This is a genomic window from Trichococcus alkaliphilus (genome assembly GCF_003008695.1).
In the GTDB taxonomy this organism is placed as follows: Bacteria; Bacillota; Bacilli; order Lactobacillales; family Aerococcaceae; genus Trichococcus; species Trichococcus alkaliphilus.
The window spans coordinates 115,512-135,258 of record NZ_PXZT01000006.1; the positions used below are offsets into that span (position 1 = coordinate 115,512).

Consider the following 19,747-nt stretch of genomic DNA (forward strand, 5'->3'; position numbering starts at 1 on the left):
GTACTATGGAAAAGATTACTCTGCCTCATTGTGTAAATCATGCAATAGATAGTATGCTCACTATTTATTTTATTGTTTATCTGTAGCTAATGAGGCAAATGGGATAGAAAATTTTGACTTAGCATGTTTCAGGGAAACTGTATCACTTGATGAGAATGGATAGAGAAAAGGAAAATCGGAAAGCGTACCTATGCGGACTCAGAACTCTCAAAGAGAAAGAGGATAAATACAAGATGAACGAAACCAGAAAAAAGTTCCAAGGGAAAAAGCGAGGCATCAAAATTACTTTAGCACTTTTATTGTTAGTTGGCGTAGGTGTAAGTGCGTATCTGATCAAAGCTTACAATGATGTAGGAGACACGGCATCTTCAATTTATAACGAGGTAAGTATTGAGAAGAAACGGGAGGATGCTGTAGATGTAGCGGACGCTACGCAACCAATCTCATTCTTGCTTCTCGGAGTGGATACAGGGACCGCTGAAGAAGAGCGGGTCGAGCAAGGCAGATCTGATACTGTCATGGTTTGTACAGTAAACCCAAATACTCGGACAACAACGCTGTTGAGCATCCCTAGGGACACCTACTCAGCGATTGTCGGATATGAAGATGAGTATGATTACGTTGGGGATTATTATGATAAGATAAATCATGCCTATGCATATGGCGGCGTAGAGATGGCTATTAATTCCGTCCAAAATTTCTTGGATATTCCAATCGACTATTACGTCGAAGTTAACTTTGACGGTTTGGTTGATGTTGTGGATGCTATAGGGGGAATAGAAATTACCAGCCCCTTGACGTTTGATTTTTATGGACCACAATTCATTGAAGGCGAAACAAGAGTGCTCACTGGTTATGAAGCTCTGCAGTTTTCGCGTATGCGAAAACAGGACCCTGAAGGGGATCTTGGTCGCCAAAAAAGACAACAAATGGTCATCAAAGCGATTTTGGATAAAGTACTAAGTATGGGCAGTCTGGTGAATTACAAGGACTTATTGACATCAGTTGAAGACAATGTGCAGACAAATGTTACTTTAGATGATATCATTTCAATCGCATCCGGTTATCGAAATGCGCTAGAGAGTTTTGAACAAACTTACTTGTCCGGCACTGAAATGTATATTGATGAAATTTACTATTATTATGTCGATCCGGAAGAAAGATTGCGGTTATCAAACATGCTGAGAGCACAGCTGGAATTACCGGAAATCAGCTTGGATGAACTCGAAACATCATCTAATGAGCCTTATTTTAATCCTGATACTTATTATGAAGACGAATATGAGGACTCTTCAAGTGAAGTATATTCAGACCCGTATGTAGATCCGAGTACTGACTCCGAAGAATACTATTATGTGGAACCGGAGACTTCCTATTATTCAGAAGAATCCTATTATCCAGAAGAAACATATTCTTCAGATGAAATCATTTACTCGGAAGAATACGATGATACAGGTGCATATACCGATTCAGGCTATTAAAACCGGAAAACGGTATATAACAAAAGTAAGGAGAGAAATCATGGCTGAAAAAAAGAGAAAAAGTAAGAAGAAAAATTTGGGGTTGAAGATATTCTTAGGTGTTATGTCGACCCTTATACTCGTCATCGGGGGTTATGTTTATTCTGTTTATCGTAACCTTAATTATACAAATGATGCCATCTATAATCCTGTTCAAACACAAAATTTACGTGACAGTGCAGTCGATTTGAAAAATCAAGATTCCATCTCCATATTGTTATTAGGAATTGATAATGGCACAGAAGGTCGGACGGAAGAAGGGCGATCTGATACGATGGTTGTAGTAACAATCAATCCGAAGACACAGAGAACAACTTTTGTGAGTATTCCCCGTGATACTTTTTCAGAAATTGTCGGAAACAATTCGTACGATAAAATCAACCATGCCTACTGGTACGGTGGAGCAGAAATGTCAATAAATACAGTGCAAAAACTATTAGGTATACCTATTGATTACTATGCATCAGTGAATATGGAAGGGATACAACAGATTGTTGACGTACTAGGCGGAATCGAGGTCCAAAGTCCATTGGCGTTTACGATTGGTGAATACACTTTTACTGAAGGAGCGAATCAATTGGATGGCGCTGCTGCTTTGGCTTTTTCCAGAATGAGATCTGATGACCCTGAGCAAGATACTGGCCGTCAAGAAAGACAACGGATAGTCCTTGCGGCAATCATCAAAAAAGTACTTTCCATGGACACGTTACAAAATTATCAAGATATCCTACACTCCCTGTCTGTAAATATGAGCACGAATCTCCAAGCAACTGATTATATAGCGCTCCAGAAATATGGATATGTGGATGCAACAAGAAATATCCAGCAAGACCATTTAGGTGGGGTAGGCGGTTTGCGTGACGACATTTACTATAGTTTTGTCGATGGTGCCGAATTAGCGCGCGTGCAAGATTTATTGCAGGTGGAATTGGAACTGAAATAAACCAAGCAGCGTTTGTTAAGGAAAGCAGCGCAAAAGAGAATAGTGTGAGGCCGTAGCGGCTCATCCTATTCTCTTTTTTTTTATGTTTTATTTTTTAAGATTGTTATTTCGGCTTTTTCAATTCTGTTTATTGTTCTATACTAGAGAATAGTGGCAGTAAGACAAAATATTCAGGAATGAGTTCGTGTCATTTAACGGCTATCTAGTAAATATCCCTAGTTAAGAGGGGCTAGGAGGAAAATAATCATGAAACCAATGGTCAGCATCATCGTGCCGGTCTACAATGCGGCACCTTATTTAGATCAATGCATCAGCAGTCTGACAGCTCAGACGCTGAAGGAAATCGAAATCATATTGATAAACGACGGGTCGACGGACAACAGCCTGGACGTGTGCGTCGAACTTACCGCCAAAGACGACCGAATCCGCTTGATCGACAAACTGAACGGTGGTGTCTCAGAAGCGCGAAACGATGGTCTGCGCGCAGCGACTGGGGACTATGTAGGCTTCGTCGATCCGGATGACTGGGTGGATGCGGACATGTACGAACGGATGCTTGCGACGCTGACGACGGCGCGGGCGGACATCTGCATGTGCAATTATGTCAAGGAAACTAAGGAAGACACCGTGCCTGTTCTGTTGAAACAAACCGGGATCATCGAAAAGGAAGCTATCCTCGGGGATATCGTCGCGAACGTCATCGCCAAGCCAAGCTTCCGAAGCGGCGAAACGGACATCATGGGCAGTGTCTGCCGGCTTCTGATCAGCCGCAAGCTGCTTGAAAGGGAGAATATTTGGTTCGATAAAGAAGTCGTCTTCATGGAAGACTTGCTTGTCTGCGTCGAAGCTTTCCTGAAAAGTGAACGCATTGTCATCGATGCCGGTGCTTATTATCACTATCGCGTCCATGAAAGTTCGACCGTGATGGCCTTTAAGCCGCATTTCTACGATCGTCAGAAACAGGCTTTTGCGAAGCTGCAGGAGCTGTTGTTGCGAGAGGATAAAGCAGCCGCACTGGCGCCGCGCATGGCGAACCGATACATCATCATTGCCTTGCTGTCGTTGGCGAACGAAGCGCATAAGGATAATACGGCGCCATTCAGCGAGAAAATCGGCAATGTCGGTAAGATACTGGCAGATGACGAATTGGCCGCCATACTCGAAAAAATGGACTTGAAAGCAGTGGAATCGCGAAAAAAATTGGAACTGAACCTGATGAAGAAAAAAGCGAGTGTTATGCTGTACTTGTACTATAGCGTGTTCAATAAAATAAAGTCCGCATTGGGTAAGGGCTGATGCCCGGTCGATGCCACAAGAAAGGATATTGAGATGAATGAATTGATCAGCATCATCGTGCCGGTCTACAAAGTGGAGGCGTATTTACCGCGCTGCGTAGATTCGATTTTGGCACAGACTTACAAAAATCTGGACATCATCCTGGTGGATGACGGATCTCCGGATAACAGCGGGATAATCTGTGATGCCTACGCCAAACAGGACAATCGCATCACGGTCATCCATCAAGCCAACGGTGGTTTGTCGGATGCCCGCAATGCCGGCATCGATGCAGCGAAGGGTGCATATCTAACCTTCCTGGACAGCGATGATTGGGTTCCGGCAGACTACATCACCTATCTTTATAATCTGTTGAAGGAAACCGGCAGCGCCATTTCGCTCTGTAATTTCCTGAAGACGACGACGGAGGAATTGCCGCAGATGACCGAGCCGGAAATGGTGACGGTCATGAAGAATGATGCTATCTTGGCGAAATACATCGACTTGGGGGATGAGTTCCATCCGCAATTGGTCATGGCCTGCGGAAAACTGTTCGAGGCCAGCTTATTTGAAACGATCCGTTTCCCGGTCGGCAGACTGCATGAGGATGAGTTCACGACGTACAAACTCTTCCATTTCGCTCCGCAGACGGTGCTATCCAAGAAGCCGCTCTATTATTATTGGCAGCGTGAGGACAGCATCATGGGGGAATCCGGCTTCCGACTGCAGAGCAAACTCGATTATATGGATGCCTTGGCCGAACGAGCAACCTTTTTCCGTGAGGTAGGCAGATTGGCCCTAAGCGATCGTACCTACAAATCGCTTTTCTCCGAAGCTTTGTCGGTCAATCTGCAATTGGACAAGCGCAAAGACACAACAGTCAAAAAGTCGATCTTGGGAAAATTGGATAAAGTGCATAAGGAATTGAAGCGTACTGGTCGATCGAAACTGAGTTTCCTTTATGGCAGCTACTTGAAGTTCGAAATACCGATTGTCTGGGCATACCGCACTTATAAAAAATTGAAGTAATCAGGAGTCGAGTACGGCGGCCCCGATTACTTCGGTGCCGCTAGAATCTCCTTCCTGATTGAAAAGAGGGTTACAGTGGATAAAAATAAACAATTCGCCATCAATATGATAGCGCAGGTCGTTGGCTTCGTCGTGATGATGGGTATCAGCTTCCTGTTGACCCCGTTCATCGTGGAGCATGTCGGTAGCGAGGCCTACGGGTTTGTCGGCTTGGCCAACAACTTCGTCAGCTACGCGCAGGTCATCACCGTCGCTTTGAACTCGATGGCCAGCCGGTTCATCACGATCAAAATAACGGAAAACGATGTGGAAGGATCGAACCGCTACTTCACCTCGGTTGTCATTGCCAACGTCGTGACAGCCTTGGTATTGAGCGTACCGTCGGCCATCATCATTCTGAATCTGAACAAAATCGTGAACGTGTCAGAGGCGATTCTGATCGATGTCCAGTGGTTGTGGGCATTCATCTTCCTGAATTTCCTGGTCAGCATCATCTCTTCAACTTACAGTGTGGCGACTTTCGTCCGCAATAAACTGTACTTGACCTCGCTGCAGGGCATCATCTCCAACATCCTGCGGGTAGCGGTGCTGATTGCGGCATTCAGCTTTTTTGTTCCGTCCATCTGGTATGTCGGCCTGGCTGCATTTGTAGCCACCGTCTACGTCTACATCTGGAATGTCTATTACACGCGCAAATTGACTCCCGACATCAAGGTGAGGAAGCGATATTTCGATGTGAAAGTCATTAAAGTACTGCTGTCATCGGGTATCTGGAACAGTTTTACGCGGTTGAGTTCGATCCTGTCGACCGGACTTGATTTGCTGGTGACGAACCTGTATGTCAGTTCGGCCGCGATGGGCGTGCTCTCGGTCGCCAAAACGGTGCCGAGTGCGATCCTGACCCTGTTCGGGACTTTGGCGAGCGTCTATGCGCCGCAGCTGACGATCAGCTATGCGCAAAAGGACTACAAGGAAATGAAGAACCAGTTGATGTCGTCGATAAAATTCCTCGGCCTGTTCGCCTGCATCCCGGTAGCGGCTCTGTTCGCCTACGGGGAAATCTTCTACAGACTGTGGGTGCCGACACAGGATGCTCATCTCTTGTACATGCTGACGATTTTGTCCTGCATCGAGTTCATGTTCGTCTTGCCATTGGAAGGGCTGTGGAACCTCTTTACGGCCACAAATAAGGTCAAACAGACATCGATCTACATGTTCGCGAACTCGATCGTTACGATCAGCATTGTCCTGGTCGCGTTGCAGTTCACAACCGATGACACATTGAAGCTGTACATCATTGCAGGGACGAGCACAGCCTTTGCGGTGATCCGCTCCCTGTTCTTCCTGCCGATTTACGGGGCGCATTGCCTGAACATCAAATGGACGGCCTTTTATCCGTCCATCCTGAAGAACACTTTGTCGGTCATCGTGGCTTCGGTCTTTTCGCTGTTGGTCCGGAACATCCTGGCGATCGACGGCTGGGTGATGCTGATCTTTGCCGGCATCCTGACTAGCATCTTTGCGATCGGCTTCAACTTCATCGTCCTTTTGAATAAAGAGGAACGCTCTGCGGTCGTCAAAAAAGTGTTGCGCAAATAAAAGAGAACGGAAGGGGAAACTCATGACGAAGATACCAAAAATCATCCATTACTGCTGGTTCGGCGGCGCGCCGATTCCGGAAAAAGACAAAACCTGCATCGAAAGCTGGAAGAAATTCTGTCCGGATTACGAAATCATCGAATGGAACGAAAGCAATTATGCTATAGCCAAAAACCGCTACATGAAGGAAGCCTACGACGTGAAGAAATGGGGGTTCGTGCCGGATTATGCCCGTTTGGACATCGTCTATACGCAAGGCGGCATCTATCTGGATACGGATGTGGAGATCATCCGCAATATGGATCCGTTGTTGGAGGATGAAGCCTTCATGGGCTTCGAGGACGGAAAATTTGTCGCGTTGGGGCTTGGCTTCGGTGCCGCTAAGGGAAATCCGCACATCAAGGCGATGCGCGATGTATACGAAGGCGTCTCCTTCATCAACCCGGACGGCAGTTTCAACACCTTGCCGAGTCCTCATTATACGACCGATTATTTGTTGGAGAAGGGCTTGAAGCAAAACGATAGCTATCAGGAAATCGAAGGCATCAGCATCTACCCTAAAGCCTATTTCTGCCCGCGTGATTACTACACCGGCGCCATGAGCTTGACCGAAAATTCCTACACGATCCACCACTACAATGCATCCTGGTTATCCGACAAGGAGAAGAAGAATTATGAACGCAAGCTGCGCCTGATCGAACGCTACGGAAAAACGGTCGGTACCGGCCTACATTACGTCCTGTCGGTACCGGATATCCTGAAACGGAACGATATCGGCGGTTTGGTTGGGAAGGCGTTGAAAAAGTTTGGCGGCATTTTCCGGAAATAACCCGCTAAGCACCTGATATAAAAAACACCACCCTTATTGCGTATTATCGCGGTAAGGGTGGTGTTTTGCGTTTTCGGACGCTATTCAGGAATTAGGCTATTTCTGTGTAGAGGCCGATTGTGTATTCGGCTTGACCGGTACTTGCTGCGTAATAGGCAAACCCATCGACAACGTATACGTAGCCGTCACCGTAAGGGGCATGAGCGATATGGTGCATCGCGAGATCGTTCCACTGTCCATTATCCTGTGCACCAACTGCTTCACCAAGGTATTCAACAGTTACGGTTGTCGTTGAGAAATCGGACAGTTTGTACCAACTCGTATATTCGCCGTAGACATTGGTTGCGACCGGTGTCACCTGTACTGGCATCACGATGTAATCTTCAAACACGAATGGATTGCCGGCGCCGCGGTAACCTTTTTCCGACCAGTCCTCTTCGATGATGAGACCGGCTGGATGAAGTTGCCATTGATTATTGCGCCAGTCGCCAGATGTGTTGTAGTACAAAGAGATGCTGTTGTATGGTTGTTCGGATGTCGTTAAATACCAAGTGCCCCCAACTTCGAAGACGTTCGTGTCGACGAAGTTTCCTTCCAACAAAGTGGAGTGGTAATCCCAACCGAGTGGGAAAGAAGTTGCAAAGTAGGCTTCGACATTGCCGGCTTGATCGGGAACCATGTAGTAGTTTTCATTGTATTCGAAAACACTGGGATAGGCTGCCCGAATGCCATCGGTTTCCGGACCGAGGACTACTTGGGTGTAGGTCCAGTTGACGAGGTCGCTGCTGTAGGCGTGGGCGACACTGTCCGTGAAGCTTTGCGTTGCAATGTTGTAATCCCTCAAAACCTCGAAGAACATGTGGTAGACACCATCGACTAGGATGATGAACGGGTCGGCTGTTCCCAGCGGATTGGAGACATCGGTCACATCGTTCCGGGTGATGACTGGATTGGTGATGTTTCCGAAATCGTCCAGCACAGGGATATTGAATTCCGGCTCAGGTTCTACGTAGCTGTAGTCACCTTCATAAGCAAGCAACTTGCTGATGGTCGTGAATTGATAACCAAGGGCGCGGGCTGCTGTGATCATTTCCAACAGTGCGGTAGGGGTTGTGCTGGCTGAGCTGTTACCGTGCAGCAAATAGATGGCACCAGCGGAAAGGTTGTTCAGGACCGCCGCACTTACTTGGCTGGCTGAAAGTGTTCCGGACCAGTCGCGGGTGTCGGTCGTCCAACCGATCGTGTAGCTGTAGCCAAGACTGCCGGCTGTCGCCAATACGGTTGCGTTCGTTTCGCCCATCGGAGCGCGGAAGTAAGGCGTTGTGCTTTCGCCGGTTGCGGTCTTCACCAATTGTTCCAGTTGATTCAGATCGGCCGTCAATTCCGCAGTAGTCATCTGAGTGGCATCGTCTTGGGTAAAGGTGTGATTCCCTATCTCATGACCTTGGGCAAGGATGTCATCGATCAGAGTCGGATCTGTCAGTCCGTTAAGGAAGAAGGTCACTTTGACGTCCAGCAGCGCCAAGTTCGCCAATATCTGACGCAGATTAGAGGCACTGGAAACATCACTGATGGTCAAGGAAATGATTTGCTGATTAGTATTGACTTGATTGATCAACTGCGAAGGTATTGTGATAACCGGCGGATTAGGATCTACCGGGTCTACGGGATCAACCGGTGTTTCCGGATTGATAGGATTTTCCGAATATACGCCATCCAGTTGGATCAAATCACTGATGGTTGCGAAGGAGTAACCAGCGTCGCGGGCCGAAGTGATGATTTCGTACAAAGAACCTGGTGTACTGAAGGATTCCGGAACGGCATGCATCAAGTAGATGGCACCTGGTGCTAATTGGTCCAATACGTTGAAGGCGATTTCTTCAGAAGATAATGTTCCAAGGTAATCCAAGCTATCGACTGACCAGCCTACAGTGTAGGTATAGCCAAGGCTGCCAAGAGTTTCCAAAACAGACTGATCGTAATCCCCATATGGCGGACGGAAGAGCGGTCTTGAGGTTGCACCGGTCGCATCTTGGATTTTATTTTCCAGTGCATTCAGATCAGCGGTGAATTCTTCTATGGTCAAGTAGGTAGAGAATTCATGCGAGTAGCTGTGGTTCCCTAATTCATGACCTTGTGAGACGACTTGATAGAGCATATCCGGATCAGCTGTGCCGTCCGCGAAGAAAGTCGCTTTGACATCCAATTCAGCCAAAGCATCGAGGATTCCTTGGAGGACTTCGCTGTCACCCAGATCGTCAAAGGTCAAGGAAATTACTTTTTGGTTCGTGTCAATTTGTTCAATGAATTGTGATACGCCATCAGCAACGTCACTGGAGCCATCACTGCCATCGTCATAGACACCTTCCAGAGCCATCAGTTCGTCGACCGTGACGAATTCGTATCCCTGGTTGCGGGCTTCTGCAATCATGTACCACAAAGATTCAGGCGTTCCGACAGCTGTTGGGTTGGCATGCAGCAGATAGATGGAGCCTGCATCCAGATAATCGGTTACGCTGGATGCAATAGTAGTATCTGAATAACCTTCCCAATCGCGTGTATCCTGCGTCCAACCGATCGTGTAGGCATAGCCGAGGCTGCCCAGCGTTTCGAGTACGGCGTCGTTATAGACTCCTGCTGGAGCACGGAAATAGGGTTTGGAGGATACGCCTGTCGTATCAAGGATGTACTCTTCCATCAGCTCCAAGTCATAAGCCAACTCATCAGCTGAAAGGGAGGTGGAATCGTCATTGTGCGAATAAGTATGGTTCGCCAGTTGGTGCCCTGAGGCGACGATTTCAGCCATCAATCCAGGATCGGTTGTGCCATTGAGGAAGAAGGTAGCTTTCGCACCGAGTGAATTGAGATTGTAGAGTATATCATGCAGGTTTGTGTAATCATCTCCATCATCAAAGGTGAGGGCGATGACGTTCCGCCCGGTATCAACATGATCTACGTATCGGGATGGTCCGGTCCCGTAGTCCGTTTCACCGCTATCCGGTTCGACTACGACTGGCACTTCTCCGGTATATATACCTTGGTAAGCAAGCAATCCGGTGATGGTCTCAAAGCGGTAGCCGAGTGCTTGTACCGCTGCCACCATCTGCAGGATTGCAGCAGGTGTAGCAACTGCGTCGGCGCTACCATGCAAAAGAAGGATCGCTCCTGGCGCGATGCTGTTCACGACAGCAGAACTGATTTGTGCTGCCGTCTGTGTTCCGCTCCAGTCACTTGTTGAGATTGTCCAACCAATGGCGTATTGATAACCAAGACTGCCGGCTGTCGTTAAAACGGTTGCGTTGGTCTCGCCCATAGGTGCACGGAAGTACGGAGTTGTGCTCGTGCCGGATGCATCTTGGACGAGTTTCTCAAGGGTGTTGAGGTCCGCCGTCAACTGTGCTTGGGTCATTTGTGTGGCGTCTTCGTGGCTGAAGGTATGGTTGCCGATTTCATGGCCTTGGGCGATGATGTCATCAATCAGGCTCGGATCGGTGAGGCCATTCAGGAAGAAGGTTGCCTTGATACCCAACAGCGCAAGGTTGTTGAGAATTTGCCTTACATTCTCGGTTCCGGATGCGTCACTGATCGTCAAGGAAATGACCGGTTCGTCAGTGTTGATTTGATTGATGAGTTCCGCCGGAGAAGTGCCGATTGGCGTTTGCGGATCCGGATCGGTTTCTTGATCACCAGGTAAAGTAGTGACCGGTGGTTCCGGATCAGGTTCTGTTACTGTTGGATCCTCACCCGGTGTTGTCGGATAGGCGCCTTCCAAAGCGAGCAAGCCGCTTATGGTAGCGAAGTTGTAGCCGAGTTGACGGATCGCCGTGATCATCTGCAATAAAGCTGCAGGGGTCGTGCTGGCGGATGCATTTCCGTGCATCAGGAAGATGGCTCCTGGTGCCAAATTATTCACGACTGCTGAGCTGACTTGTGCTGAGGTCAAAGTGCCGCTCCAATCACGGGTATCGACTGTCCAGCCAATTGTATACATGTATCCCATGCTAGCTGCGGTCGCAAGGACTGCGTCATTTGTCGCTCCCATCGGTGCCCGGAAGTAAGGGCGGGTAGTAGCTCCGCCTGTGCTGTCCTGCACCAAGGTTTCCATAGCATTGAGTTCCCAGACGACTTCATCCACGCTCATCGCAGTGGCATCATCGTGTGTGTAGGTATGGTTACCGATTTCGTGTCCTTGTTGAATGATTTCGTTGATCACAGTGGGATCAGTCAAACCGTTCAGGAAGAAAGTGGCTTTCACATCCATTGTGGCCAAGTTGGCAAGAATATCGCGGACGTTTTCGGCATCTGATGCATCGCTGATAGTCAAGGAGATGGTTTTCTCGCCGGTAGAAACTTGGTTGATGACTTCTGATAGGATATCATCCGAATAATCCTCTTCGATTGGCGCTTCTTCTTCGAGTGCGAAATAACCGCCCAATGCCAACAGGTCGCTGACTGTGGAGAAGCTGTAGCCAGCTTGTTTCAAAGCTGCAATCGAATACCACAAAGATTCAGGTGTGTTGGCTGCGCCTACGCTGGCATGCATCAGCACGATGGATCCCGGTTTTACGTTATTGACGACTGCATTGCTGACTTCAGTAGCAGAAATGCCGGTCCAATCGAGTGTATCGACGTCCCAACCAATCGTGTATTGGTAACCTAGGCTTCCGACTGTATCCAAAACGGAACTGTTGTACGAACCGTAAGGAAGGCGGAAGAAAGGAAGGGAAGACGTTTCGGTTGTTGTTTGGATGTAATCCTCCATTAGATTGATGTCGTTCGCTAAGACGGATGAAGATAATGTCGCGGAGTCACCATGAGAGTAAGTATGGTTCGCCAATTGATGGCCGTCCGCAACTATCTGTTGCAGCAACGAAGCGTCAGCATCACCGTTCATGAAGAATGTAGCCTTTACGCCTAAATAGTTCAAATTATATAGAATGTCGGAAAGGTTTCCGTAAGAATGGCCGTCATCGAAGGTCAGTGCGATCACGTTATCTGTGATATTCACTGAGTTGATGATTTGCGAAGTTCCCGAAAAGTCGCTGACTGCGGCTGCAGCCATCATTTGCATCGGTTCTTCGTAGATGATTTCGGCTTCTTGTTCTTCCGTTTCTTCTGGTTCTTCAATCGGTGCAATTGCTGCGGGTTCTTCTGGAACTTCAACAGGTTCTATCGGGTCGGTCGTAAAGGTCGGATTTTCCACAGGCACTTCCGTTACGATCGGGTTTTCTGTTTCTTCTGCAGGTGTTACCTTGTTAGTTGGTGTTGTGCCGGTTGCTTCCTCAGTAGGCGTGATCGCCGGTGGGGTTGTTTCTGTGGCGGTTGGTTGCGGTTCGGCCGGTTCCATCAGAGGCTGTTCTGTAGACGATGCAGGTGTTTCCGTCATCTGCTCATCTACCGCAGTCGGTTCTGTGGGCGGAGAGCCCGTGGGTGTTGTCGCGGTTGCGCTTCCGTCATCGGTTTCCAACACTGTTTCCGGCAGCTGAATACCTGGCGGCTGTTCATTGAGTATGGGCTCTTGGAGTGTCGTTTCAATTATCCCTGTTGTCCCTTCCGTTGCTGCAGATACGTCTGTCAGCGCGCCGTACATCGTAAATATGACTAAGAAAGGAGGCAGTATCATAAATCTTTTTTTCATAATTCAGCCCTCCTTCAATCGCTAAATCTGAAAACAAGCCTATTCGGTTAAATGATTCTATTTCTGTGGCGGGGTGTATGCTATGTAACCATCAGGACCATCTCCTTAAAATTGTAAATAAAAGTGGAATGAGCCGGAAACAGTGTAAGAGGTCAAGTGTTGATAGGTTTATTTGCCTGATTAACTTAACCACTTTATGTTATTATAACGCATATGTAAGCGTTTTAAAAGAATTTGAATGAATAACTGAAACCCGGAAAGAAACGTGCTAAAGGGTTTCTGGAGTTATCTGAAAATTGAATGGTGTTATTTTGCGATAGGTTTGCTTTTTTGTTAAGTTTTTGAATAGCCCTTTTTCATTCGCCTGAATTGTTCTATACTTGATGAAGCGATATTAAGTAGGGTGATGGGCTGTCATGCAGCAGCATTGCTCAGAAAGAGGCTCGAACCGATGAATGACACAAGAAGCAATTATTTTAAGAAGAAAAAACGGAACCGAATCATTATTCTATCATTGATGAGCCTTGTCCTCGTCGCTTTCGCATTGTTCTGGACTGTCTACGACGATGTGGAGAGCACGTTGAAAACTGTTTTCGAAGATGTCGAAACGGAGAATATGCGGGAAGAGGAGGTTTCGGTTGATGCGACCCATCCGATTTCATTCGCACTGTTGGGGATCGACATGTATGGGGACGGAATCGCGGAAGGTGGTGGTCGTTCGGACACGATCATCGTTGCGACGGTCAATCCAAAGACCAAAACAACTACAATCGTTAGTGTGCCGCGCGACAGTTATGCCGAGATGGTGGGCTATGAAACGAATATCTATCCGGAGTACAACGACAAAATCACCCATGCTTATGCGTTCGGCAGTACCCAGATGGCTATCAACTCCATTCAGGAATTCCTGAATGTGCCGATCGACTATTACGTCGAAATCAATATGCAAGGGCTGCATGATATTGTAGAAGCAATCGGTGGCATCGAATTGACGAGTCCGTTGACGTTCGAGTTTGAGGGGTCTTCCTTCGTCGAAGGCGAAACCGTCACAGCGGATGGTTGGGATGCTTTGGCTTTCGCCCGGATGCGCAAAGAGGACCCAGAAGGCGATTTAGGCCGTCAGAATCGACAACGGATGGTCATCAAAGCGATTTTGGATAAGCTGATCAGCATCGACAGCGTCACGAATTACAAAAAAATCCTCAGTGCAGTGGAAGTGAACATCCAAACCAATCTTTCCTTTGAGGATCTGCTTGATATCAAATCAGGTTATGTGGATGCACTCGACACGTTCACGCAACTTTCGATCGCTGGGGAAGAACTGTATTATGATGAAATCTACTATTACTATGTCGATCCGGAAGAGCGTCTGCGCATCGCGAATACGCTGCGTGATGAATTGGAAATTGATCAGGTGAAGTTGAGCGATATGAACCTTTCGGATGCCGACTCATCCTTTGGTTTTGGGAAGATGACCAGCGCCGGATTGATTACAGAAACGTCCGATTTCGACATTGTCCAAGAAACTGAAGAATAAGCAAACGAGTCGTTCGCTGCAACAATGAAAAATAATATAAACGATTACAGCCAATTGGAAAGAGGGATCATATGTCAATATTAGTAACAGGCGGCGCCGGTTATATCGGCAGCCATACAGTAGTGGAATTATTGAAAGCAGGCCAGGAAGTCGTCATCGTCGACAACTATTCGAACAGCAAACCGGAAGTATTGAACCGGATCAAAACAATTACGGGCAAAGCACCAACTTTCTATGAAGTTGACGTGTTGGACCGCGAAACGTTGGATGCTGTCTTCGCAAAAGAGGACATCGATTCGGTCATCCATTTCGCGGGCTACAAAGCAGTGGGTGAATCTGTCGCCAAACCAATCGAGTATTACCACAACAACATCACGAGCTCTTTGGTACTGTGCGATGTGATGCGCAGCCACGGAGTGAAGAAGATTGTTTTCAGTTCCTCAGCTACGGTCTATGGCATGAACAACATCTCGCCATTGACGGAGGACCTGCCTACTAGCGCAACGAACCCTTACGGCTACACGAAAGTGATGATTGAACAGATCCTCCAAGATGTGGCCGTTTCCGATTCCGAGTGGAGCATCGCCTTGCTGCGTTACTTCAACCCGATCGGCGCCCATGAATCTGGCTTGATTGGCGAAGATCCAACAGGCATCCCGAACAACCTGATGCCGTACATCACTCAAGTGGCGGTCGGCAAATTGCCGCGCTTGAGCATCTTCGGGGACGATTATGATACCCCGGATGGCACCGGAGTCCGCGACTACATCCATGTCGTCGACTTGGCGTTGGGCCACATCAAAGCTCTGGAAAAAATCAAAGAGACAAGTGGTGTCGGCATATACAACCTCGGGACGGGGATAGGATACAGCGTGCTGGACTTGACTTATAACTTCCAGAAAGCCACAGGCGTCGAGATTCCGTACACAATCATCGACAGACGCCCAGGGGATGTCGCGACTTGCTATGCGGATGCGACGAAAGCGAAAGAAGAATTGGGATGGATAGCCCAGAAGACTTTGACGGACATGTGCCGTGATTCCTGGAATTGGCAAAAGAATAATCCGAACGGTTATGAAGCGTAAGTCGGCGGATGGACTGCAATAACTTTTCAAAAAGGAGGAAGCCAAAGCGGCTTCTTTTTTTTGACCATCAAAGAACACAGCAACTTAATAGTAGCATCGGGCTTGGCGCGGCTATAATTTAGATAATGGTAAAATAGACTGGAAGAGGCATTTTATGAAAAAATAATCATACTAATGACTGTATTGGCATCTTTAAGCTTCCTTTTTCTTGGTTATCGTAAGGAAACTCCCACACTAATAGGTTTGGGTGATATACCTTCTGCAACCGCGATTCACTACGCCAATACAATTGCCGGACTTAAAAAAACAGGATTATGCAGAAAGAGACATTGTCAAAACAATAGGCTACTACAAAATGCTTTCGTTTAGTTCAATTTCATCGTTTCATCGCATGCGCGTTTGTGTTGTGAACAACAATGGTCTAATTAGTGTTTTTTTGTTAATTAAATATTAATTAGATTGTATTATTTATTTTTATTTAATGTTAATATTGTGATGTTTTTATCTTTTCATTTCAGGAGGGAAATAATGAGGCAAGTACTGCACAAGGTCAAATCACAATGGATAGTGGTAGGTGTAACGGGTGCTACAGTTGTTGCTTTAGGAATAGCAAACGTACAGCAAGTTTCAGCTGCAGAGATGGATGATGTAGGAATTGCCGGAAATACTGGACAAGCAGGCAACCCATTGATACCTAATGAACCAATTACACTTGTATCGGGAGAGACTCTTATCGAAGATGCTCCTAATTTTACAGCAGAGATCGATGACAGCACTCTCGAAGAAGGTAAAACGGAAGTGCTACAAGATGACAATGCTCCGGTTATTGACAGTTCTTCGATTAACATATCTAAAGTGGAGGTTATGGAAGGAGAGAGCATTCGTGTTTCAGTAAGAATTACGTATGATGTAGGTATCGCTTCGGCTTCTATTGCTTATCTATCACCAATCACAGCGCGAATGGAAACGATACCACTCTTTAAAAATGAAATCAGCGGCTTATTCGAAGGAGCGTTCACGGTTACCGACGCCACCGAGTTAGGTGCTTGGGAATGCAGCATCATAGAAGCCTTCGATACCCAAGGACATTCAACCTTGTTATCCGGTTCTGATACTGATTTATCCGGAGCAGTTTTCACTGTCAATGAAACAACGGCAACAACTGATACAAAATCAGTAACGGAAGCCACCTCTGTTGAGGTGCTCCAAGCATCAGCTGCCTCAGAAGAAGTAACTGCAATTTCTGCTGCGGTAATCGCTCCGATGCAAGTGCAGGAAACACCTGTTGTCAATCTGGAAACTGAAGGAACCGTCAGCACATCTGTTAACTTTGACAATATCTCTTACGCTACCGATACGCAGACGGATAATACCGCTGATTATGCGCGTGGCGCGTCCGGTTTGCAGTGGGTGCAGGTGGATTTGGGCGCTTCCTATGATCTAAACGGAATCCAGTTGTGGCATTACTATGGTGACGGCAGAAGCTACCACGATGTGGTCGTGCAGCTTTCGGATGACGCAACTTTCTCCAGTGGAGCCGTGACCGTCTTCAACAATGACAAGGACGGCAGCGCCGGTATGGGAGTGGGCGCGGACAGCGAATACAACGAAACGAGTGCCGGCAAGACGATAGTCTTCGATACCCTCAATGCCCGCTACGCAAGGTTCTACTCCAACGGGAGCACGGTGAATGGGGCGAATCACTATGTGGAAATCGAAGTATACGGCAGTGAACCGCAGGCAGCACCAACCGTAAACCTGGTGCCGGAAGGCACCCTCAGCAGTTCCGTCCCATTCGACAACAGCTCATTCGCAACTGATAAGCTTGCGGATAATACCGCCGATTATGCACGAGGTACCTACGGACTGCAGTGGGTGCAGGTGGATTTAGGGTCTGCTTACGATCTCGATGAGGTCAAATTATGGCATTATTTTGGCGACGGCAGAAGCTACCGCGATGTGGTCGTGCAGCTTTCGAACGATGCAAGCTTCTCCAATGGCACCGTGACCGTTTTCAATAATGATAAGGACGGCAGCGCCGGCTTTGGTGTGGGTACCGACAGCGAATACAGCGAAACGAGTGCAGGGAAGTCAATCGCCTTCGATATTGTCAATGCCCGCTACGCAAGGCTCTACTCCAACGGGAGCACGGTGAATGGGGCGAATCACTATGTGGAAATCGAAGTATACGGCAGTGAACCGCAGGCAGCACCAACCGTAAACCTGGTGCCGGAAGGCACCCTCAGCAGTTCCGTCCCATTCGACAACAGCTCATTCGCAACTGATAAGCTTGCGGATAATACCGCCGATTATGCACGAGGTACCTACGGACTGCAGTGGGTGCAGGTGGATTTAGGGTCTGCTTACAATCTCGACGAGGTCAAAATATGGCATTACTTTGGTGATGGCAGAAGCTACCGCGATGTGGTCGTGCAGCTTTCGAACGATGCAATCTTCACCAATGGCGCCGTGACCGTTTTCAATAATGATAAGGACGGCAGCGCGGGTTTGGGCGTGGGCACCGACAGCGAATATAGCGAAACGAGTGCCGGCAAGATGATCAGCTTCGCTGCCGTGAATGCCCGCTACGCAAGGTTCTACTCCAACGGTAGCACAGTGAATGGTGCGAATCACTATGTGGAAATCGAAGTATATGGCAGTGAGGCGGAGGTAGTGGAAGTAAGGACGGAAACGTTTATTGAAAATAAAATCGGATTTGTCAGTAGAGAGCAGAAAGACAATGAAATTCCCGCGGGTGAGCGCGTGATCATTCAAATCGGAGCAAACGGCTATGACACAGTGACGTATGATGTGATGTATATCAATGGTGTCGAAATTAACCGTGCGGAAGTGAAACGATTAACTGTAGCACCGGTAAATGAAGTCGTCAAGGTGGGTGCTTTTATCGATAGCCAAGTTCCTACTGCCATCGTCGATACTCAGTACGATAGTGAACGGAATGTCGTAAATATTCATCTCTCTGTAGCTGATGATGATCAAGTCAAGTATATGTATGATCCAACCGGAAAAGTATACGAAGGTAACGAATTATTCTATAGTGTTGGGTCAAATGGGATATATGAATTTATTGTGGTGGATGATTCCGGAAACTCACTGACCATAAAGGTGGATGTCACTGCAATTATTATGGACACATCAATCGATTATGCTCTTGTAGAAAATAGAATTATGGAACTTCTCAATAATTTACGGGCAGAGCAAGGACTATCCATCTTGATCAAAAACGATATTCTTAAATTAGCTGCTGATCAACGTGCTATTGAGACGGAAGCACTATTTTCTCATACGCGGCCAAATGGAACTGCAAACAGTACAATAGTAGAAAATAAACCCTATTTCTACAATTATCAAGCATTCGGAGAGAATCTGGTGATGTTTACTTATTCTGGCAATGAAAAGATTATGGCGGAGTTTTTATTCGAAGCATGGTTGAACAGCTTGGGTCATTTAGCAAATATGCGCAGTATAAATTACCAAGAAGTAGGCATAGGCATCCATTACAGTAAGGGCATCCTATATGCTGTGCAGCTTTTCGGCACCCAGCAAGTTGTACCCATAGCAGGTGCTGATGTCAGCACAGCTGATGGAGGGGGAAAATACCATCGTGTAGTGGATGGAGACACACTTTGGGATATTGCATTAACTTACAATCAAACGATGAAACAATTATTGATTTGGAATGATATCTCGGATGCAAATGCTCTATTTCCTGGAAATCTGATAAGTATCGATGGCTATAACCGTTATGATGAAATCGTTAAAGAAAACCAACATTTTGCATCGAATGATGAATTTTTTGAATACGTGGTACCTTTAGCTAAGCAAATGGCAGTTGAAAATGGATTGTACGCTTCAGTGATGATTGCCCAGATGATATTGGAGTCTTCGTGGGGTACGAGTGATCTCACCACTTTGGCAAACAATTTATTCGGCGTCAAAGGCTTATATGATGGGAATACAATCGTTATGCCAACTTGGGAAGAAGAAAATGGTGAAAAATATTTGATTGATGCTGGTTTTCGTGTGTATCCCGATTTAGCTGCATCCATGCTTGACTACGTGGAGTTGCTTTTAAATGGGGTGGATTGGGATACGAATCGTTATGCTGAAACATGGGTGGCAAATACGGCATCATATGAAGATGCAACTGCATGCCTGACAAATAGATATGCAACAGATTCAGCTTATGGGGAAAAATTAAATAACCTTATTGTGATGAATAAATTATGGCAATATGATTCAGAATAAGCAAACAGGTAAATTAAAAAAAA

General features: G+C 46.9%; 10 protein-coding genes. 9 read left to right on the plus strand and 1 reads right to left on the minus strand.

Annotation, left to right across the window (positions count from 1 at the left end; genetic code table 11):
• Window positions 1–233: 233 nt before the first annotated feature.
• The 6 genes from C7R73_RS07045 to C7R73_RS07070 all read left to right on the plus strand — a co-directional run bounded on the left by C7R73_RS07045 (window position 234) and on the right by C7R73_RS07070 (window position 7,195).
• Window positions 234–1,481 carry an LCP family glycopolymer transferase gene (locus C7R73_RS07045; RefSeq protein WP_161525889.1) on the plus strand — a complete coding sequence of 416 codons (1,248 nt, stop codon included), beginning with the start codon at window positions 234–236 and terminating at the stop codon, window positions 1,479–1,481.
• A gap of 40 nt (window positions 1,482–1,521) precedes the next feature.
• Window positions 1,522–2,463 (plus strand): LCP family glycopolymer transferase, encoded by a 942-nt coding sequence (locus C7R73_RS07050; protein ID WP_239992591.1) that lies wholly within the window; start codon window positions 1,522–1,524, stop codon window positions 2,461–2,463.
• Between the two features lie 246 nt (window positions 2,464–2,709).
• Window positions 2,710–3,759 (plus strand): glycosyltransferase family 2 protein, encoded by a 1,050-nt coding sequence (locus C7R73_RS07055; RefSeq protein WP_106449817.1) that lies wholly within the window; start codon window positions 2,710–2,712, stop codon window positions 3,757–3,759.
• Window positions 3,760–3,792: 33 nt separating this feature from the next.
• Complete coding sequence (locus tag C7R73_RS07060; RefSeq protein ID WP_106449818.1) at window positions 3,793–4,767, plus strand: glycosyltransferase family 2 protein; 975 nt, start codon at window positions 3,793–3,795, stop codon at window positions 4,765–4,767.
• A gap of 75 nt (window positions 4,768–4,842) precedes the next feature.
• Window positions 4,843–6,366, plus strand: a complete 1,524-nt coding sequence (locus C7R73_RS07065) for a lipopolysaccharide biosynthesis protein (RefSeq protein ID WP_106449819.1) — start codon at window positions 4,843–4,845, stop codon at window positions 6,364–6,366.
• 22 nt (window positions 6,367–6,388) lie between these two features.
• Complete coding sequence (locus tag C7R73_RS07070) at window positions 6,389–7,195, plus strand: glycosyltransferase family 32 protein (protein WP_106449820.1); 807 nt, start codon at window positions 6,389–6,391, stop codon at window positions 7,193–7,195.
• Between the two features lie 91 nt (window positions 7,196–7,286).
• Here the strand turns inward: C7R73_RS07070 and C7R73_RS07075 are convergent, their stop codons facing one another.
• Entirely contained in the window at window positions 7,287–12,833 is a 5,547-nt protein-coding gene (locus tag C7R73_RS07075; protein ID WP_106449821.1) for a polysaccharide deacetylase family protein, read from the minus strand.
• 451 nt (window positions 12,834–13,284) lie between these two features.
• On the opposite strand from C7R73_RS07075, the gene C7R73_RS07080 reads away from it, so the two are divergent.
• The 3 genes from C7R73_RS07080 (at window position 13,285) to C7R73_RS07090 (ending at window position 19,724) form a co-directional block, all read left to right on the plus strand.
• Window positions 13,285–14,370, plus strand: a complete 1,086-nt coding sequence (locus C7R73_RS07080; RefSeq protein WP_161525890.1) for an LCP family glycopolymer transferase — start codon at window positions 13,285–13,287, stop codon at window positions 14,368–14,370.
• Between the two features lie 71 nt (window positions 14,371–14,441).
• Entirely contained in the window at window positions 14,442–15,455 is a 1,014-nt protein-coding gene (gene galE, locus C7R73_RS07085; protein ID WP_106449823.1) for a UDP-glucose 4-epimerase GalE, read from the plus strand.
• 528 nt (window positions 15,456–15,983) lie between these two features.
• Window positions 15,984–19,724 (plus strand): glucosaminidase domain-containing protein, encoded by a 3,741-nt coding sequence (locus C7R73_RS07090; protein ID WP_161525891.1) that lies wholly within the window; start codon window positions 15,984–15,986, stop codon window positions 19,722–19,724.
• The last annotated feature ends 23 nt before the right edge of the window (window positions 19,725–19,747 follow it).